The 15,308-nt window shown below is 50.1% G+C and carries 15 protein-coding genes; 9 read left to right on the top strand and 6 right to left on the bottom strand.

The features are described from left to right. The first annotated feature begins 24 nt into the window (after window positions 1–24). Window positions 25–3,180: a hybrid sensor histidine kinase/response regulator gene (locus PN498_RS22520; protein WP_272065660.1), complete on the top strand. Its 3,156-nt coding sequence runs from the start codon at window positions 25–27 to the stop codon at window positions 3,178–3,180. A gap of 116 nt (window positions 3,181–3,296) precedes the next feature. Continuing rightward, entirely contained in the window at window positions 3,297–3,455 is a 159-nt protein-coding gene (locus tag PN498_RS22515) for a hypothetical protein (RefSeq protein ID WP_272065659.1), read from the top strand. A 157-nt stretch (window positions 3,456–3,612) separates the two neighbouring features. Here PN498_RS22515 and PN498_RS22510 read toward each other — a convergent pair whose 3' ends face one another. From PN498_RS22510 to PN498_RS22500, 3 genes are read right to left on the bottom strand one after another with little or no spacing between them, the layout of a single operon-like run. Then, complete coding sequence (locus tag PN498_RS22510; RefSeq protein WP_272065658.1) at window positions 3,613–4,185, bottom strand: shikimate kinase; 573 nt, start codon at window positions 4,183–4,185, stop codon at window positions 3,613–3,615. 50 nt (window positions 4,186–4,235) lie between these two features. Further along, window positions 4,236–5,429, bottom strand: coding sequence for a MerR family transcriptional regulator (locus tag PN498_RS22505; RefSeq protein WP_272065657.1), 1,194 nt, complete (start codon window positions 5,427–5,429; stop codon window positions 4,236–4,238). Continuing rightward, complete coding sequence (locus PN498_RS22500; protein ID WP_272065656.1) at window positions 5,422–5,634, bottom strand: hypothetical protein; 213 nt, start codon at window positions 5,632–5,634, stop codon at window positions 5,422–5,424. Before PN498_RS22500 ends, PN498_RS22505 begins: the two co-directional genes overlap by 8 nt. Window positions 5,635–5,768: 134 nt before the next feature. On the opposite strand from PN498_RS22500, the gene PN498_RS22495 reads away from it, so the two are divergent. Both PN498_RS22495 and PN498_RS22490 read left to right on the top strand, forming a co-directional pair. Continuing rightward, entirely contained in the window at window positions 5,769–6,665 is an 897-nt protein-coding gene (locus PN498_RS22495) for a hypothetical protein (protein ID WP_272065655.1), read from the top strand. A 285-nt stretch (window positions 6,666–6,950) separates the two neighbouring features. Then, window positions 6,951–8,354 carry a sensor histidine kinase gene (locus tag PN498_RS22490; RefSeq protein WP_272065654.1) on the top strand — a complete coding sequence of 468 codons (1,404 nt, stop codon included), beginning with the start codon at window positions 6,951–6,953 and terminating at the stop codon, window positions 8,352–8,354. A gap of 37 nt (window positions 8,355–8,391) precedes the next feature. Here PN498_RS22490 and PN498_RS22485 read toward each other — a convergent pair whose 3' ends face one another. Further along, on the bottom strand, window positions 8,392–8,592 hold the full coding sequence (locus PN498_RS22485; RefSeq protein WP_272065653.1) for a hypothetical protein: 201 nt from the start codon (window positions 8,590–8,592) through the stop codon (window positions 8,392–8,394). Between the two features lie 317 nt (window positions 8,593–8,909). On the opposite strand from PN498_RS22485, the gene PN498_RS22480 reads away from it, so the two are divergent. Next, window positions 8,910–10,187, top strand: a complete 1,278-nt coding sequence (locus PN498_RS22480; RefSeq protein WP_272065652.1) for an MFS transporter — start codon at window positions 8,910–8,912, stop codon at window positions 10,185–10,187. Window positions 10,188–10,505: 318 nt separating this feature from the next. Here the strand turns inward: PN498_RS22480 and PN498_RS22475 are convergent, their stop codons facing one another. Beyond that, window positions 10,506–10,778, bottom strand: coding sequence for a hypothetical protein (locus PN498_RS22475; RefSeq protein WP_272065651.1), 273 nt, complete (start codon window positions 10,776–10,778; stop codon window positions 10,506–10,508). Between PN498_RS22475 and PN498_RS22470 the strand changes: the two genes are divergently transcribed. Together PN498_RS22470 and PN498_RS22465 are read left to right on the top strand one after the other, a co-directional pair. After that, entirely contained in the window at window positions 10,777–11,514 is a 738-nt protein-coding gene (locus PN498_RS22470) for a dinitrogenase iron-molybdenum cofactor biosynthesis protein (protein WP_272065650.1), read from the top strand. The genes PN498_RS22475 and PN498_RS22470 overlap by 2 nt on opposite strands. Window positions 11,515–11,649: 135 nt before the next feature. Beyond that, complete coding sequence (locus PN498_RS22465; protein ID WP_272065649.1) at window positions 11,650–11,994, top strand: hypothetical protein; 345 nt, start codon at window positions 11,650–11,652, stop codon at window positions 11,992–11,994. A gap of 143 nt (window positions 11,995–12,137) precedes the next feature. Here PN498_RS22465 and PN498_RS22460 read toward each other — a convergent pair whose 3' ends face one another. Continuing rightward, entirely contained in the window at window positions 12,138–12,725 is a 588-nt protein-coding gene (locus tag PN498_RS22460) for a YHS domain-containing (seleno)protein (protein ID WP_272065648.1), read from the bottom strand. A 156-nt stretch (window positions 12,726–12,881) separates the two neighbouring features. Between PN498_RS22460 and nusB the strand changes: the two genes are divergently transcribed. Next, window positions 12,882–13,553 carry a transcription antitermination factor NusB gene (nusB, locus tag PN498_RS22455; protein ID WP_272065647.1) on the top strand — a complete coding sequence of 224 codons (672 nt, stop codon included), beginning with the start codon at window positions 12,882–12,884 and terminating at the stop codon, window positions 13,551–13,553. An 86-nt stretch (window positions 13,554–13,639) separates the two neighbouring features. Next, the gene (gene ftsY / locus PN498_RS22450) at window positions 13,640–15,259 is read left to right on the top strand and encodes a signal recognition particle-docking protein FtsY (RefSeq protein WP_272065646.1); all 1,620 of its coding nucleotides are present in this window, start codon (window positions 13,640–13,642) and stop codon (window positions 15,257–15,259) included. Window positions 15,260–15,308 lie beyond the last annotated feature (49 nt).

The raw sequence follows: 15,308 nt of genomic DNA, 5'->3' as shown, positions 1-15,308 counted from the left end.
CCCTTTCTATCCACTGCAATCTCCATGAACTCTGACATTCGCGACCAGGCCTATCAATTCTTTCGAGAAGAAGCCCCAGAGCTATTACAAACTATTGAAACGGGTTTGCTGACTCTGCGACAGGAGCGAGATACGGCGGAAATTCATCAAATCATGCGAGCGGCCCACTCGCTGAAAGGGGGGGCTGCCAGTGTTGGATTAGATCCCATCAAAGACATTTCTCACCGTCTTGAAACAATTTTCAAGGCTCTCTATAGTGATGATCTCACTATTGACGATGAGCTGGATCAATTTCTGCTGAAGGCGTTTGACTGTTTGAGGCTGCCCTTGATGCAGCAACTAACTGAAGGGACGTTCGATCAAGAGCAGGCACTGATGCAAGCAGATGCGGTGCTCCAAAATTTAGAAGCACGGCTAGCGACCGCGATCGCCCAAACCGAAAACTTCATTCCCAGCGCATCAGATCTAGGTTTTGATATTGCTACATCCATTTTTGAAACGGATGTGCAGCAGGGGTTAAACCATTTAAATGCGGTGCTGGAGCAGCCTGCTGGTTATGAAGTTGCCGGAGAGTTGCGAGCCCAAGCCGAAATTTTCATGGGTTTTGCTGAACTCTTAGATCTCTCTGGATTTGCCCGCATTGCTGAAGTGACACTAGCAGCCCTGGATGCGAATCCCGATCAGGCCATGGAGATTACTCGACTGGCGATCGCAGACTTTCAGCAGGGACGAGAGGCGGTTCTAAAACAAGGATCGACGACTGGGGGCGATCCTTCTGCAGCGCTGCAGGCAATGACCTCAAATGAACTGGGTATCGCGTTAGAACCAGAGATGACGCCAGCCCTACTAGAGGAAACGCTGTCTCCTGATTTGCCATCAGATCGATCAAATGATTGGGTGAATACTCCGGGTCCCCCCTCTGGAGCAGCGGCAGCTCTCATGTCGGTGTTCGGTGATTTGGCTTCAGAAGGCACTACGTCATTCGAACAGATAAGCCCACTCAATTTTGCAGACGCTGATCAAGAACTGGATGAGGTCGCAATAGAAACTGACTCCGACTTCCCAATGCTTTCTGATCAGGAAACAACGAACGCGACAGATGTTTTGGCAACTCACGCTGATTCGGATCTGACATTTTCTAACGGATCCGATCTGCCATCTTCAGACCCTATACGGACTACTACAGTCGTCGAAAACCCTACGGTTCAAGGCTCAGCCCTAGCAGCCAGTCTCACAGTTCGAGTGGATACTCAACGTTTGACTCGCCTAGACAATCAAATGGGTGAACTCACAATCAACCGGAACGGTTTAGAGCTACAAAACAATCAGCTGCGTTTGGGGCTTAAAGAATTGGTGAATCGCTTTGAGCGAATGCGCTCCACCGTAGAGCAACTACAGGCGGTCTCTGACCAGATTTTGATTGCACCTGAGCGACAACGAGTGACGGCAGCCTCTGGTGTCGCGATCGCCCAGCCCATCGACGAAACCCCCCAACTTCCTGGGTTTGACTCTCTAGAGATGGACACTTATACCGCTCTCTATACCTACACTCAGACGCTGTTGGAAGACATGCTGCAATTAGAGGAGGCAACCGCTGACCTCGGTTTGTTCAATCAGCAGTCAGGACAGCTGTTAAGACAACATCGTAAGATGCTGTCTCAGGCTCAAGATGAGCTGATGTATGCTCGTATGCTGCCTTTGGCAAAGGTGATCAATCGCTTTCCTCGCCTGCTCCGCGATCTCTCCAATACTTATGGCAAGGCAGCTGATTTGAAACTAGAAGGCACAGACTTGCTGGTCGAAAAGGCTGTGCTGGAGAAGCTATACGATCCCCTGATGCACCTGCTACGCAATGGCTTTGATCACGGTCTCGAAGCGAAAGAGGAGCGGATTAGTCGGGGTAAGCCGGAAGCGGGACAAATCACTATCCGCGCTTACTATCGAGGGCGGCGGGTTGTCATCGAAGTTGAGGATGATGGTCGAGGACTGGAGCTGGAACGGGTTCGTCAGCGCGTTATAGACCTGGGCTGGCTGAGTCGAGAAGAGGCGATCGCAACGTCTGCCGACCAGCTCTATCGCTACATTTTCGAACCCGGTTTCTCAACTGCTGAGCGAGTCAGTGAGCTATCGGGTCGGGGTGTGGGCTTAGATGTGGTCCGAGAAGAGCTGCGACACCTGCGGGGAACTGTGACGATGCAGACTATTGTTGGCGAAGGGACCCGCTTCACGCTCTCTCTGCCAATGACGCTCAGCGTCGTCAACCTGCTGATCTGCTTTATTGGCTCTACACCCATCGCCTTCCGCAGTGATAGCATTACTGAGATTTTGGTCCCTCGTGCTAACCAGCTACATCAAACAGAATCTGAACTAATGCTGGCGTGGCGAGACCAACAGGTGCCTGTCCATCGACTCAACGACTTGCTCTCTTATCATTGCGTTCTGCCAGAAAGGCCCTTGAGCCAAGTGTTAGCTGTAGTGCCGTCTCCATCCGATTGGGAAGCGCCTCTGCTGGTTTTGGCACAGGAAGAAGGGGCGATCGCCATTCAGGTTGATCGTCTGGTTACAGAGCAGGAGTCTGTTATCAAACCCTTTGGTGCAGCACTAACACCTCCCCCGTTTGCCTACGGCTGTACGGTGTTGGGAGATGGTAGTCTCATTCCCGTGCTGGATGGACAGGCGTTCATGGATGACCTGCTGACAGCAAGACGGGTAGGACGTCTCGATACTTCGATGGCGGATATTCCAGTTGCCGATGAGAGCGATCGCCCTGCCGAGACTCCGCGTGTGCCCATTCTGCAGGAAACAACAACCATTTTGGTCGTCGATGATGCGGTCACGTCCCGTCGCACGCTGGCTCTTTCATTGGAGCGAGCGGGTTACCGAGTGCTTCAGGCTCGTGATGGTCAGGAAGCCTTAGAGCAACTCCAGCAAAATTCACTTGTGGAAGCCATTGTTTGTGATATCGAGATGCCCAACATGAACGGCTTTGAATTTCTCACTCAGCGTCGCCAGATGCCTGAGATTCAAACTATTCCGACTATCATGTTGACCTCTCGCAGCAATGACAAACATCGCTGGCTAGCAATGCAGCTGGGAGCTTCGGACTACTTCACAAAGCCTTACCTAGAACAAGAATTGCTAGACGCGATCGCAACCCAACTCCAAACGGCCAATCGCTAGAAATTTCAATCCCTGAAAGAAATGCATCGATTGCTCTCAGCAGGTTTGCTAGATTGAGGAAGAAAAAAGGTTGAGAGCGGTATAAGACTTCTGTCAGTCAGCGTCTGGAGGAAATCATGGCAGGGACTGAGAAGCTAACACCTCCTGTTGTGGGTATTCAACAGGCGACTCAAAATGCGACCAACTATCTTGAAAGCCTGAGGTCGTTTATGGGCGGGCAGATTTGTGACATTCGACTAGAAGAAGTTGAACTTTCAGAAGACGAACGATTTTAGTTCGTAACGTTAGGCTTTGATCGCACTGCTGATGACGCGTTAGTGGCTACTCAAACACAGCGAGATTATAAGCAATTCAAGATCGATGCCATGACCGGAGAAGTTAAAGCGATGAAAATCCGCGCTGTATGATCGAATAGGTCAGGTTTTCCGTTCCTCATTTATTGTCAAGCAGGCGTTTCAAGGTAACCCGTTCTAGAATCTCTTGACCTGTCTCCTCTGGCGTTTTGCCGTGGGTATAGACCGTGATTTTTGCGAGTTGAGCGTTTGAGGGATGTCGGACAAAATGTTCGTTGGTCTGACGAATGTCGTCGGGTAGATCGCGGTTGCGATCGCTCAAAATCCGTAGTGATTCCTCCACATCGGGGCAGGGCAGCAACAGCACCACGTTGGGATAAGGCGCAAGTGCCCGCTGCACCCGTTCAAAGAGCAACTCATCCTCGTAAACAGAATGGCCTGCACCAAAATCAATTACGCAGTTGGCATGCTCAGCCAGTAATCGCTCCACCGCATACGCCTCAAACGGTTTCCAATATTGAATAATGCCCCATGCGCCTTCTGTTTCACGTTTCTGTTGAGCTAAGGCTTTGTCGTAACCAATCTCGTCGTAATAGGCCCACCGCAACTCATCCATTGCGCATCGGGGCAGCTCTAATCGTTTTGATAAGAGTTCACCCTGAGTGGATTTGCCCACCCCTTGAGGCCCAATGAGAACAATATCAAACGGCATGTTGCTGTCTCCCAGGGGTGGTGGTGTCAATCAGGCTTGGCAAGCGAAACTTAGGCCCTAGCGATCGCGAATTCAACCTGTTGTTCAAGTTGAGCAAGATCGACATTGAGTTCTTCTTTGAGAATATAGGTTGCCAGCCCACCACTTTCTTTAGCTTCGTCAAGAATACCGAGGAGTAAGTCTTCTGGCGTGATTTGCGATCGCTCCGTTGCTTTTGCACGTTCCAGCGCCAGTTCAATCACCCGCTTAGCCCGCATCGCGAAGGGTAACTGTGGAGGTTGCCAACCATCGGGCAACTTGGGACGCACGCCTAACCACTTTTTAACCAAAGGCTGTACGGTTTCCAGCGTCACCCCCATCTCATTGAGCACTTGACCTGCCAAGTTGGTCTTGTCGGTCAGGAATCCCAGAAGAAAACCCTCTGTCCCCAAGATGTCGAAGTTAATTTGGCGGATTGCAGTTTCTCCGAGTTTTAAGACTTGTTGAGTTGCAGGCGTGAAAATTTTCTTCACAGGAATCAATGATTCCGTCACTTCGCCCAGCGTCAGAAAAGAAACCGCTTTCAGCATGTACTCAAAGGTGTCAGTATCCATGCCGCCCCAGCTGTCCACGGTTGCTCCTTCAGTCTGATACATGCGAGTGAGTGCCGCATAGATATCGTTATCGCCACGAACAAACGCTTTCATGCTGCCTAGCCAACGCCGTGCTAAGAAACGCACAGTGGGACTGTTGAAATCTGTGCCTTTTGTCATTTCAGACTGAATTTGTGTCAGCAGATCCCGCCACTCTGCCTCATTCTCTTGCAAGCGGTTTTCCAAAAGGGCTTGTTGTTCGGGCGTAAAGTAGTGTTCAGTCATGGTAATGGTTTCCATCGTTTCGATTAAGTTCTCAACCGCAACGGATTGGGTCGTTTCCAACTCCTTAGCAATGCCATTCAAGCGTTTGAGCAGTGTCTGAGAGAGGGTGATTTGCTCGTGCAGACGCGATCTATGCCAATCAATAACTTGGGGCAACGAGAAGTCAGGGCTTTCCAAACACGCTTGAATTTCGCTTAGAGAGAAGCCTAATTGTCGCAATGACAGAATTTGCTGAAGACGAATAATATCTTGAGCGCTGTAGAGACGATGATCTGCCTCAGTCCGATGAGAGGGTACTAACAACCCGATTTCGTCGTAATAGTGCAGTGTCCGAGTTGAGAGCCCCGTTTGTTTGGCAAGTTCACCCACTTTAAGCAGACTAGACATAAGCAATATCGGCTCTCTCTAAATAGCGAATGCGGTCGATGCCAAGCATGTTAGGACCTGACGTTACGTGAGGTTCAAGGGGGAGGGCAGACTTTTTGGAACAGATTTTAGGAGATCGCGATCGCGCTGACAGGACAGCATCGCGAGAAGATTCTGTCGCCTCTACAGCATCAATCAGCAAATTTGGGAACCTTGAAAACTGCACGATAGCGATGTAACCGGACTAACTGATTACCGCATTGTAAAAACTTCAAAGCGTGATTAAGGAAAATAGCTAACCCCATGAAGAGCACATTCCATTGTATTTCTCAGTCCCTTAGGTCCTTTGAGGACAAGGGCATGGCTTCTCGCTTCACGATAGGACTCAAAGGGATGCTGGTGCTCATCTTAATCACAGCGGCGGGCTGTACTGGAAACCGCGTCGAGGATGCTGACTCAGCTTCTCTTTCTTTAAAGGAGACCTCTCTAGAAGAGGCTCCCGTTGCGGCCAAAGCGATCGCAGAGGAGTCTTCCACGCCCGGCGCAGCAGATGCAGTGGATGTGGCAGGCGCAGCGGATGAGTCGGTGGAGAGCACCGCAGAAGAACCCGGCTATGTAGGCTATCCCTACATGGGCCAAACTGAGACGGGTGAAGAGGTATATTACATCTATGGCGAATTTATTACCTGTGTTGACGCTGCCTCTGATTGTGAACACTTAGTGAAAGTGGATTTTGTGCAAGTCGATAGCGCTAGCAACGCTCTGCAGGGCAGCCTGGTCGCGAACTGCACCGACAATGCCCTAGCTGAGGTGGTGTTAGATAACGACTTAGTGTCCTATCGCACGACACCCACCGATGAAGCGATGTCCAACGTGCTGAATTTGGCCTGTAATGGTGAAAGAGGTGATCTCCTTTTTACCGAAGAGACTGCATTCGTCGATGCCAACTCATTAATTCCCCAAGGTATTGAAGAAGGGATGCGCTACGCAGAGGTTCGCGCTCTCCTGATTGAGCAGGGCTGGGTTCCCAAAGCCGTCACTCTGGATCACTACACGTTGCTCGAACAAAGGATGTATGACGCAGGGTTTGAAGAAGTTTTAGGCTGCTCCGGTAGTGGTCTCTGTCGGTTTGAATTTGACTATCAAGATACGAGTGTTCTCGGAAGCGGTGATGCGTTGGTGGCGATTACCTATCTAGAGAATGATCAGCCGTACCTCTCGATTTTGAATATCGATGTATCCGCTGCACCTGACTGATAATCAGCACCCACACCACATTGGTCTAACCGGCAACAAAACCATCTGGTTCGACATGCTCCCAAAGTGCCTGAATCTCATCTGCAGACAAGGCATCTTCGCTGGCCGCTCCAACTTCACAACAATAAACTCAGTACGAACATAGGATACTCGCCAGTAGCCAATGTTAGGCTAACGAAGTCCTTTTTCATCTATTCACCCAATCAGGCGACCCGATCTGTAGGTAGTTTTTATCGCGAGCCTCCAACAGGATAGGACAACACCGACATTTGATTGAGGGGAAACGTGATTTCTAAACAGCCTTTCGTTTCCAAAGCGTTCTACCATCTGCGACAGCAAATCGCTAAGTCAATCGCTGCACCGCTCCCCTCTCGGGAATATCGCTTGTGGCGAGAACGATTTATCCGCGATCGCCTCAAGCTCATCATCATTCTGTCAATCATTTTTCTCGGCATTTTAGCAACGCTCAACATTGGGCTAATTTCCCCTGCTTTAGAACGCAGTGGTGAACCCGATATCATGCTGACAGAATACGGACGAGCATTTATCGTCTGCCTAATTGCCTCCCAATTCCTAGGGCTTTCGCTCAACCTCATTTTGCTGTTGAGACATCGCTCGCTATCGTCGGCTCATCTACGATGGGCTTTTTTTGGCTATTCCGGAGCCATCCTGGTGTTGCCGCAGCTTCAGCACATGCTAATTGGCGGCACCATGCTAGACCTGGGTGGATGGACGATCTTTTTTCTCCTGCAGGCTGTCTTAATTCCAGTGCGGTGGTCATGGCACTTCATTTCTCAAGCGGTTCTGATTGGCCTAACGAGCCTATCGTTCTTGGTGCTGCGTTTTGGATTTTTGGGACTACCTGAGGCTATACAGTTCCCGGTCTATATCCTCTTCATTGTGGTCATGGCCTGTACGTTTGGAGTCGCTGATCTGGGAATCTTTCTTTACGAAAGGCTTCTGATGCGGGAGTTTGAGTTACGCCAGCAGCTCCAGCTCTTTCTTCATGCGGTATCCCACGATTTACGAAATCCGGTTACCGGAACGCTCATGCTGCTCAAAAACTTGCCGTCGCAGTCTGAAAAAGTCCTGCTCGACCAGACCATGATTGCTCGCATGATTGAGGGCCAAGAGCGACAATTGAAGCTGATCAATTCGCTACTCGAAGTCCATACCCAGGATGTTACTGGTGTTCCCCTCCATCGCCAGGCGATCGCCTTGCGAGACCTGATCAACGCAATGATTCTCGATTTTCAGCCTTTAGTGCAGCAGGCCCAGAGCACCGTTCAAGTGCTTGTACCTGCGGATTTACCCATTATTAGAGTTGATCCAATGCAGCTGCGGCGCGTCTACGACAATATGATTGCTAATGCGCTCCAGTACAATCGTCCCGGACTTGCGATTACCCTCAATGCCGACGTTCAAGGCGATTATCTACATTGCACTATCAGCGACGATGGCCAAGGTATTAGTCATACCAATAAAAGCAACATGACTCAAGCGTCTCTCAAACACTGTGTTTTTGATCGCTATAGCCGAGGTTTGAACCGCCGACAACCTCTACATCTTGGCTTAGGGCTGTATATCTGTCGGCAAATTATCGAGGCTCATGGGGGGCAAATTGGTGTTCAAAGCGAGCTTGGCGAAGGGACAACTTTCTGGTTCACCCTACCGCTGGGCTTAAACTAAACGGCGATCGCGCATTTAAATGCAGTAGCGTTTTGGGCTAAAGATTGGTCACAATACGCTTCCGCTTCGAGGAATAACGCGCCAAAAATCCTTCACTGTTTCGCAGGGTCACCATGCCTAAATCATCAACTGAGGAATCTTCTAGTGAGGGTTGTTGAGGAACAATATTGCTAATTTCACAATGCTGGAACCAAGCGTCAACGGCTTCGTTAAACACATTCGTTTCTAAGTTAGACATGGATACCCTAATTCCTATGTAGTTTGCTCCCAAGATAGTTGCTAAGGCCGGAGAAGAGGCAAGCTAGCTGGATCACTCTTGAGAAAGAATAACTTAGCGCATACCCATCATCAGTTGAAGAAAAGCAATAATTCGTATGCACTATTTCACAACGGATGAACCAAATTTAGCACACCCCTATACGACTGCTTTATCTCTTCAGGAGTAGGCAAAAGAGCCATTGTTTGACCTATAGTCTTTAGCATCGCAGTCTCAATGTGTTTGCTTAATGAATGGTCTCCTTTACATCCACAATGGGGTGAATTAGAGCTGCCCCAATGGAGAACCTCAACCTTCTTTCACAACCTTTCAACCAACTCAGAACCTGGCTGCCTCCTCTCAGACGTGAGATCTGGATTTTAGCTGTGGGACAGCTGATGCTGTTCATTGGTCAAGGGTTCACCTTGGTCTATGCTTCGATCTATTTCGTGAATCAATTAGGCTTTTCGCCTACACAGGTTGGCCTCGCTCAAGGGTGTGTCGGGGTGTCTGGCATCTTAGGAAGATTTTTGGCCGGGAATGCCCTCAATTCGGCATGGTTGGGTCGGCGAGGCACTCTGATTCTGTCTGCGGTAATCGCTGCCCTAGGCAGTTGGCTACTGGCTTTTGCGACAACCTTTCCCTTATTGGTGGCTGGAAATTTGTGTTTGGGGCTGGGTATCAGTCTGTACTGGCCCGCTACGCTAACCATTACAACAGACCTGACCGATCCTCAGTATCGAGCAGAGGCTATGGCGCTCACGCGCTTGGCTGATAATTTAGGGCTTGGAGTTGGAGCATTGATTGCAGGACAGTACATTGCGGTCTCTGGCAACTACTCCACTCTGTTTATCTGTAAAGGGATCGCCTACCTCATTTTTGGAGTTGTCATCTTCATGACCATTGAGGAAACTCGTCAGGAGATCAGCGATTCTCAGCATCCATTGAGCTACTGGGGACAAGCATTCCGCGATCGCCCATTTGTCATTTTCCTAATCGCCAATCTGTTCTTTGCGATTTATGGGGCACAATCCAACAGCACCTTGCCGCTTTACCTGGCGAATTTTGTTCCAGGAGGTGATGCAGAATCGGGTTTCTCAGAGCGCTTTATCAGCTACTTTTTTGTCTGGCATGTCGTTCTAAAGATCTTGCTACAGCTGCCGTTGACTCGATTGTTTCGAGCGCGATCGCATAGCACGCTTTTGCTTGGGTCTTTAGTGATTTGGTGTAGCGGCTTTGTCTTGGTCTGGTTGACTAGCGCTCTACCTCAAAGCGCTTTGCTGTCTATCATCGGGGCCTTTGCACTGCTGGCGATCGCAGAAGTCGTCTATTCGCCCTCATCGTCAGCCCTGACAGGAGACCTTGCACCAACGGCATTACGGGGAATCTATTTTTCTCTGGAATCCCAGTGTTGGGCGATCGGCTTTCTGGTGGGACCCATCGTAGGCGGCTGGGCGCTAGATCATCCGGCTGCTGTTGGCGCAGACTTGTGGTTGTATTTAGTCGTCAGCTCTGTAGCTGCTGGCGTTTTACTGCTGCAGCTACAGCGGGCAATGCCTGATGATATGAATGCTTGACCGCCATGCAAATCGTTTGAGCGACTAGAGAGAACCGAAGCGCAAAGCATATTGGGTTAATTGATAGCAAAACAGCCATGACCGTTGACGACGCTAGTATCTAGCTGAACAAGGAATTCGTCCTGTCTTGAGTGACAGCGTTAGCTTTTCTAAATATTTTTCTGATAGATTTTTGATAATATTCAGTTTAGAGAGTGTGCGATTTCAGAAGCTAATCCGTTTCATAGTGAACTGCCGCCGGCTGTTTCAGCAGGTCTCAGTTTAATTAGCTTTGTGGACATTTTGCTCAGTCATTAGCGTGCGACACGCTCTAAAGAGTTAAGTCTTGTGCCGGATATCCACGGGTAGGGTGGCATTGTCCACTTGATGTTGGCTGTAGCAATCGAACGGCTCGTTTACACCAATCCTGAAAGGTTTTTCCAATTTATTGACGGCTAGCCTGATCAATCTTCTGGTACCGACCCGCAGGATTTTTGGGGTATCAAATGGTACACGCCATTTTTGAACCGTTGCTGTCGCACTGACTATCTTGCCGCACTGTTTCTGCCCTGCCCGCTGCCTTTCGCGATCGCCCTTTTTGGAGAACACCATGATTAGTCAACCCATCTCAGAAGAAGTTGCGTTCAGAATTGCCCTTGCCGCTAGAGCCTTACCCGATACCTCAGTCGGTGAACTGATCGAAGCCTTGCAAACCAATTTGGAGGACGAACTCACAGAGGACTCCCTCAGTAAGCTCACGGTTACTCAACTCAAGCGATCGTTCGGCAATATTTATGAAGTCGATGGTGAGTGGGAAGGCGAGGACGCTAACAACGAAGATATTGACGCCTTCAAAGAGGCCGTTCGCATCTTGTGGGGTGAGGTTGATGAATGCGAAAAACCGCTGCCCATCGAGCCTTATCAAGACGGTGATATGCCTAACTCAATTCGGATCGCTGTGGCTTCTAACACGGCTGAGAAACTAGACGGACATTTTGGTTCCTGCCATCGATATTTGATCTATCAGCTATCAGCAAATGCCCTCAAACTGATCGACGTTCGCTCTGCCATAGAAGCCGACCAAAGTGACAACAAAAATCAGTTCCGTGTAGACCTGATTCGGGATTGTCCGGTGCTCTACATCGTTTCCATTGGAGGTCCAGCCGCTGCCAAAGTCATTCAAGCCAACATTTATCCCATGAAGGTAGAACAAGGAGGCGAAATTCGCGAAATTCTGGCTGATTTGCAGCAGGCGATCGCCATCTCTCCTCCACCTTGGTTAGCCAAAATCTTGGGCGTTACTGCCGATAAGCGAGTCAAGAACTACTCAGCGGAGGCTATTAGCTGAGCCAATCATCGGACTGTTGGGAATGGTTTGGGCATTGAAGTGAAGAGACTCTGCATCCCACAGTTGACACCATTTCCAACAGTCAATCCCGTCAACTCATGACCAATCTTGATTCTGATGCTATTTCTAAACACTATGAACATCCAAAGCAAACAACAGCGCATTCGAGAAATCCAAACAATCACAGGACTGCGGCCAACCCACTTTGCTGATCTTGTAAGAGTTGCCCAGCTGATTCACGATCCCGCTGGAGGCATCTCGGGTAGAGTCATTGAGGTGAATTGGTCGGAATTTGGTATTCCTGGAACGGTAACCATGAATTTGCGATCGCTTGGTCACAAATACCAATACGAGTCTCCCCATGTTGACATCGATTTAGTCTGGGATGAACTAACTCCAGAAACTCGCAGCTGGTTCATTGCCCATCGCAGCGATCTGTGGCGCATTGAAGAGGCGTTTCCCGCTTTAGACGAGGATTAAGCCTGGTCTTGTCTGTTGCTGATGCTGCAAAGCCTACCTTAGGGGATTTCTAGAGGAGAATTGACCGCTGCTAGGGGTTACTAGTGCAGCGTAATGCACCACAGCCGAGCTTTCTTATTGTCAGCTAATTTCCAGAAATCTCCTTAGTTCTCAACAACTGCAGGCCAGTTGGCATCCGCTTTAGCAATGTTGCCGGGAATGTCTCTAGCCCATCTTGCTTGAATATTCTGATTGAAGTTGAGGTAAAGCTTGCCATCCACAACTTTCCAGGCTTCAGGATCGACAGGCGCAGTATAGCCCTGGCTGACAGCCCAAGCACAATAGCCACCGTATTGCGGTGCATACTTGAGCGGATCGCCCGCAAATGCATCGCGGTTCTCAGCACTGGCAAACTGCCATACCGCACCGCTCCACTCATGGGTGAACTGATCACTGCCTGGCACATAGGCAGACTCCGTAAAGTAAGCCACGGGATCAGCCCCCGCGATCGCGATATCACCCTCCACATAGACTCCTGCCAAAGTCGCTGCTTCTGCTGCGGTATCGTTAACAGTGACAGCTGCCTCATCATTGGTCGGCACTGATTCTGATGTCGAGGTCTCTTTCTCAGCTTCTGCTGCAATCGGAGCCGTCGGCGTTGTCTCTGTCGTTTCGTCAATGGCAACGTTTTGACCGCACCCTGTTGCAACCGCGATCGCAGCCAAAAGAGGGATTGCTGATAGCCAACGCATGATCAATGTCTCCTTGTGAACCAGTCAACTGCCTCTCGACCCTAACGAACCAAACTGAACTATGGCTGAGAAAACCCTGAAAGCATCCGACCTTGCTCCCCCCTTGACCAATCCTGCCTGCTAAGATCACATAGCCTAAACAACCTCGTGATCTGTATGCAGCCTCGCCGTTTCGCCCGTGAACTAGCGCTCTTGAGCATAGGGCAGCTTTCTAAAAAAACGAGTACCCTTCCCGCTCAAGATTTAGAAACTATTGTGACCGCAGCGGTGCGATCCATTGCCGCCGAGGTACAAGATGCGTTAGAGGTGGCCTCGACAGAGGTGCAGCGAGGACAAGACCTTCTGTTAGACAGTGAAACGCGGGCCAGCAACCCTGAGGATGCCAAAAAGTTTGTACAGACGGCTTTAGAAAAAACTCAAACAGCGATCAATTGCCTAGGGAATGCATTACAAATTCCGGAAATGGTGCAGTTGTCTAATCGCAAAGAGATACGAAGCTACACTATTGAGCTCATGTCAGTTACGACTCAGCATCGCTCTGAGATCGACACCGAGTTGGACGAGGCTATGGTTTCTTGGCAGGTGAAGCGGCTGCCCCAAATTGATAGAGATATTTTGCGAATTGCCGTGGCTGAGATGAAGTATCTCGGTGTTCCTGATCGAATTGCGATCAATGAGGCGGTTGAAATTGCCAAACGCTACAGCGATGAAGACGGTTTTCGGTTCATCAATGGGGTGTTGCGTCGTTGGGTCACTCGTTTTTTGAAGTCATCTTCTGAAGCATCGACGACGATCGCGCACTCACCAGATGCCGCCTCTTCTTCCTAAGCAAAAGCCCTCACAAGGGTCCCCGAAACCCTACTGGTGTAAGTTTAAACTAACGCTGTCTGTTCACCTGCTGCTTCGCATTGCCCATGACCAATTTCAACTGGTTTAGCCGTAAATTTGATCAATCTTCTGGAGTGGAGGAGCCTGAAAAGACCACTGATAAGGCATCCTCTCAAGAGGCTGAGCAGACTGCTCAGAGCAGCGATGCTGCAACCACCGCAAGTCCAGAGGACTATTTAGCTTGGGCGAAGGCAGCCTATCAAAATATTCAAAGCCAGCAGACGGCTGTAGTTCCTGAAACAGCGCCCTCTCCGGAAGCGGAAGAAGAAACTGAAGAGAGTGAGGCCTCCGCTGCCACTGACTCCTCCGAAATTGTAGAACCCACGTCTGAGACAGCGTCTTCACAGGCTGGGGATGAAGAAACACTATCCGAATCTCCCGAAGCTGAACCTGAAGCAGTGGCATCGGAGAGTGGGGAGACTAGCCCAGCGATCGCTGAGACCGTAGCGTCAGACTTGGAAACAGAGTCCACCGAGGCTGCAACACCTGCTGTCGCTTCTTCAGGACCAGCGTGGATGCAGTCCACCGCAGACCGGCAAGCTCGTTTGGAGCGTCTACAGGAGACGGCGATCGCTGAGCCAGAGCCAGAACCTGAGCCTGCTACCGCAACTGTCTCTGAGCCAGTGCTTCCAGATATTGATTTTGACGAAGCGTTTTTGTGGTCGGCTGAAGTCTTAGCCGGTCAGGGACGGCAAGCAACAGATATTTCGATCGAAGAGATCACATGGCTCAATCGTCTTCGACGGGGCTTAGACAAGACTCGTCGGGGCTTGGTGAATCAGCTCAAGGCCATTGTCGGGCAAGGTCCCCTCAATGAAGACGCTGTGTTTGAAATTGAGGCCCTGCTGTTGCAGGCTGACGTCGGCGTTGAAGCCACTGATGCCATTATTGAGGCCCTGCAAGCTCGTCTGCGAGAGGAAACGTTACCGCCCGAGCAGGCGATCGCCTACCTCAAGACCATTTTGCGAGACATGCTAGATAAACCATTAGGAGAAACCCACAATCTAGAATTTGTCCCAGAAAAGGAGAGCTTTAACATCTGGTTGCTCACCGGAGTGAACGGTGCAGGTAAAACGACCACCATCGGAAAACTAGCCCACATCGCTAAAAAGTCAGGCTATTCCTGCCTGATTGGTGCCGCAGATACTTTCCGAGCCGCCGCAGTCGAACAAGTGAAAGCTTGGGGTGCCCGTAGCAATGTTGACGTGATTGCCAACCCTGGAAAAAATACCGATCCAGCCGCAGTTGTTTTTGATGCCATCACTGCCGCTCAGTCTCGTAACTGCGAATTGCTACTAGTTGACACTGCCGGACGCCTGCAAAATAAAAAGAATCTGATGGAGGAGCTTGCGAAAATTCGTCGCATTATTGGCAAAAAGGCTCCTGATGCTCATGTTGAGTCCCTGCTTGTCCTGGACGCAACGTTGGGACAGAACGGCCTGCGACAGGCTCAGGTCTTTGCAGAGGCTGCTGATTTGAGCGGTGTGGTTCTGACTAAGCTGGACGGAACTGCTCGTGGTGGTGTTGCACTCGCAGTCGTTCAGCAGCTTAATCTACCGATTCGCTTCATTGGTGCAGGGGAAGGCATTGAGGATTTGCGCCCCTTCTCCAGTTATGAGTTTGTCGAGGCCTTGCTCAGCGGCTAGATAAAGCGATCGCCCCTTTTGTTCGAGGGGCGATCGCTGAGGTTCACTG

Origin of the sequence: Oscillatoria sp. CS-180, from assembly GCF_028330965.1 — a bacterium.
Lineage (GTDB): Bacteria > Cyanobacteriota > Cyanobacteriia > Phormidesmidales > Phormidesmidaceae > Halomicronema.
This window is presented reverse-complemented; position numbering and strand designations above follow the sequence as displayed.

Coding starts and splice junctions, on each gene's coding strand:
- PN498_RS22520 (WP_272065660.1), top strand. CDS start 25: ATGAACTCTGACATTCGCGACCAGGCCTATCAATTCTTTCGAGAAGAA.
- PN498_RS22515 (WP_272065659.1), top strand. CDS start 3,297: ATGGCAGGGACTGAGAAGCTAACACCTCCTGTTGTGGGTATTCAACAG.
- PN498_RS22510 (WP_272065658.1), bottom strand. CDS start 4,185: ATGCCGTTTGATATTGTTCTCATTGGGCCTCAAGGGGTGGGCAAATCC.
- PN498_RS22505 (WP_272065657.1), bottom strand. CDS start 5,429: ATGTCTAGTCTGCTTAAAGTGGGTGAACTTGCCAAACAAACGGGGCTC.
- PN498_RS22495 (WP_272065655.1), top strand. CDS start 5,769: ATGGCTTCTCGCTTCACGATAGGACTCAAAGGGATGCTGGTGCTCATC.
- PN498_RS22485 (WP_272065653.1), bottom strand. CDS start 8,592: ATGTCTAACTTAGAAACGAATGTGTTTAACGAAGCCGTTGACGCTTGG.
- PN498_RS22480 (WP_272065652.1), top strand. CDS start 8,910: ATGGAGAACCTCAACCTTCTTTCACAACCTTTCAACCAACTCAGAACC.
- PN498_RS22470 (WP_272065650.1), top strand. CDS start 10,777: ATGATTAGTCAACCCATCTCAGAAGAAGTTGCGTTCAGAATTGCCCTT.
- PN498_RS22475 (WP_272065651.1), bottom strand. CDS start 10,778: ATGGTGTTCTCCAAAAAGGGCGATCGCGAAAGGCAGCGGGCAGGGCAG.
- PN498_RS22465 (WP_272065649.1), top strand. CDS start 11,650: ATGAACATCCAAAGCAAACAACAGCGCATTCGAGAAATCCAAACAATC.
- PN498_RS22460 (WP_272065648.1), bottom strand. CDS start 12,725: ATGCGTTGGCTATCAGCAATCCCTCTTTTGGCTGCGATCGCGGTTGCA.
- nusB (WP_272065647.1), top strand. CDS start 12,882: ATGCAGCCTCGCCGTTTCGCCCGTGAACTAGCGCTCTTGAGCATAGGG.
- ftsY (WP_272065646.1), top strand. CDS start 13,640: ATGACCAATTTCAACTGGTTTAGCCGTAAATTTGATCAATCTTCTGGA.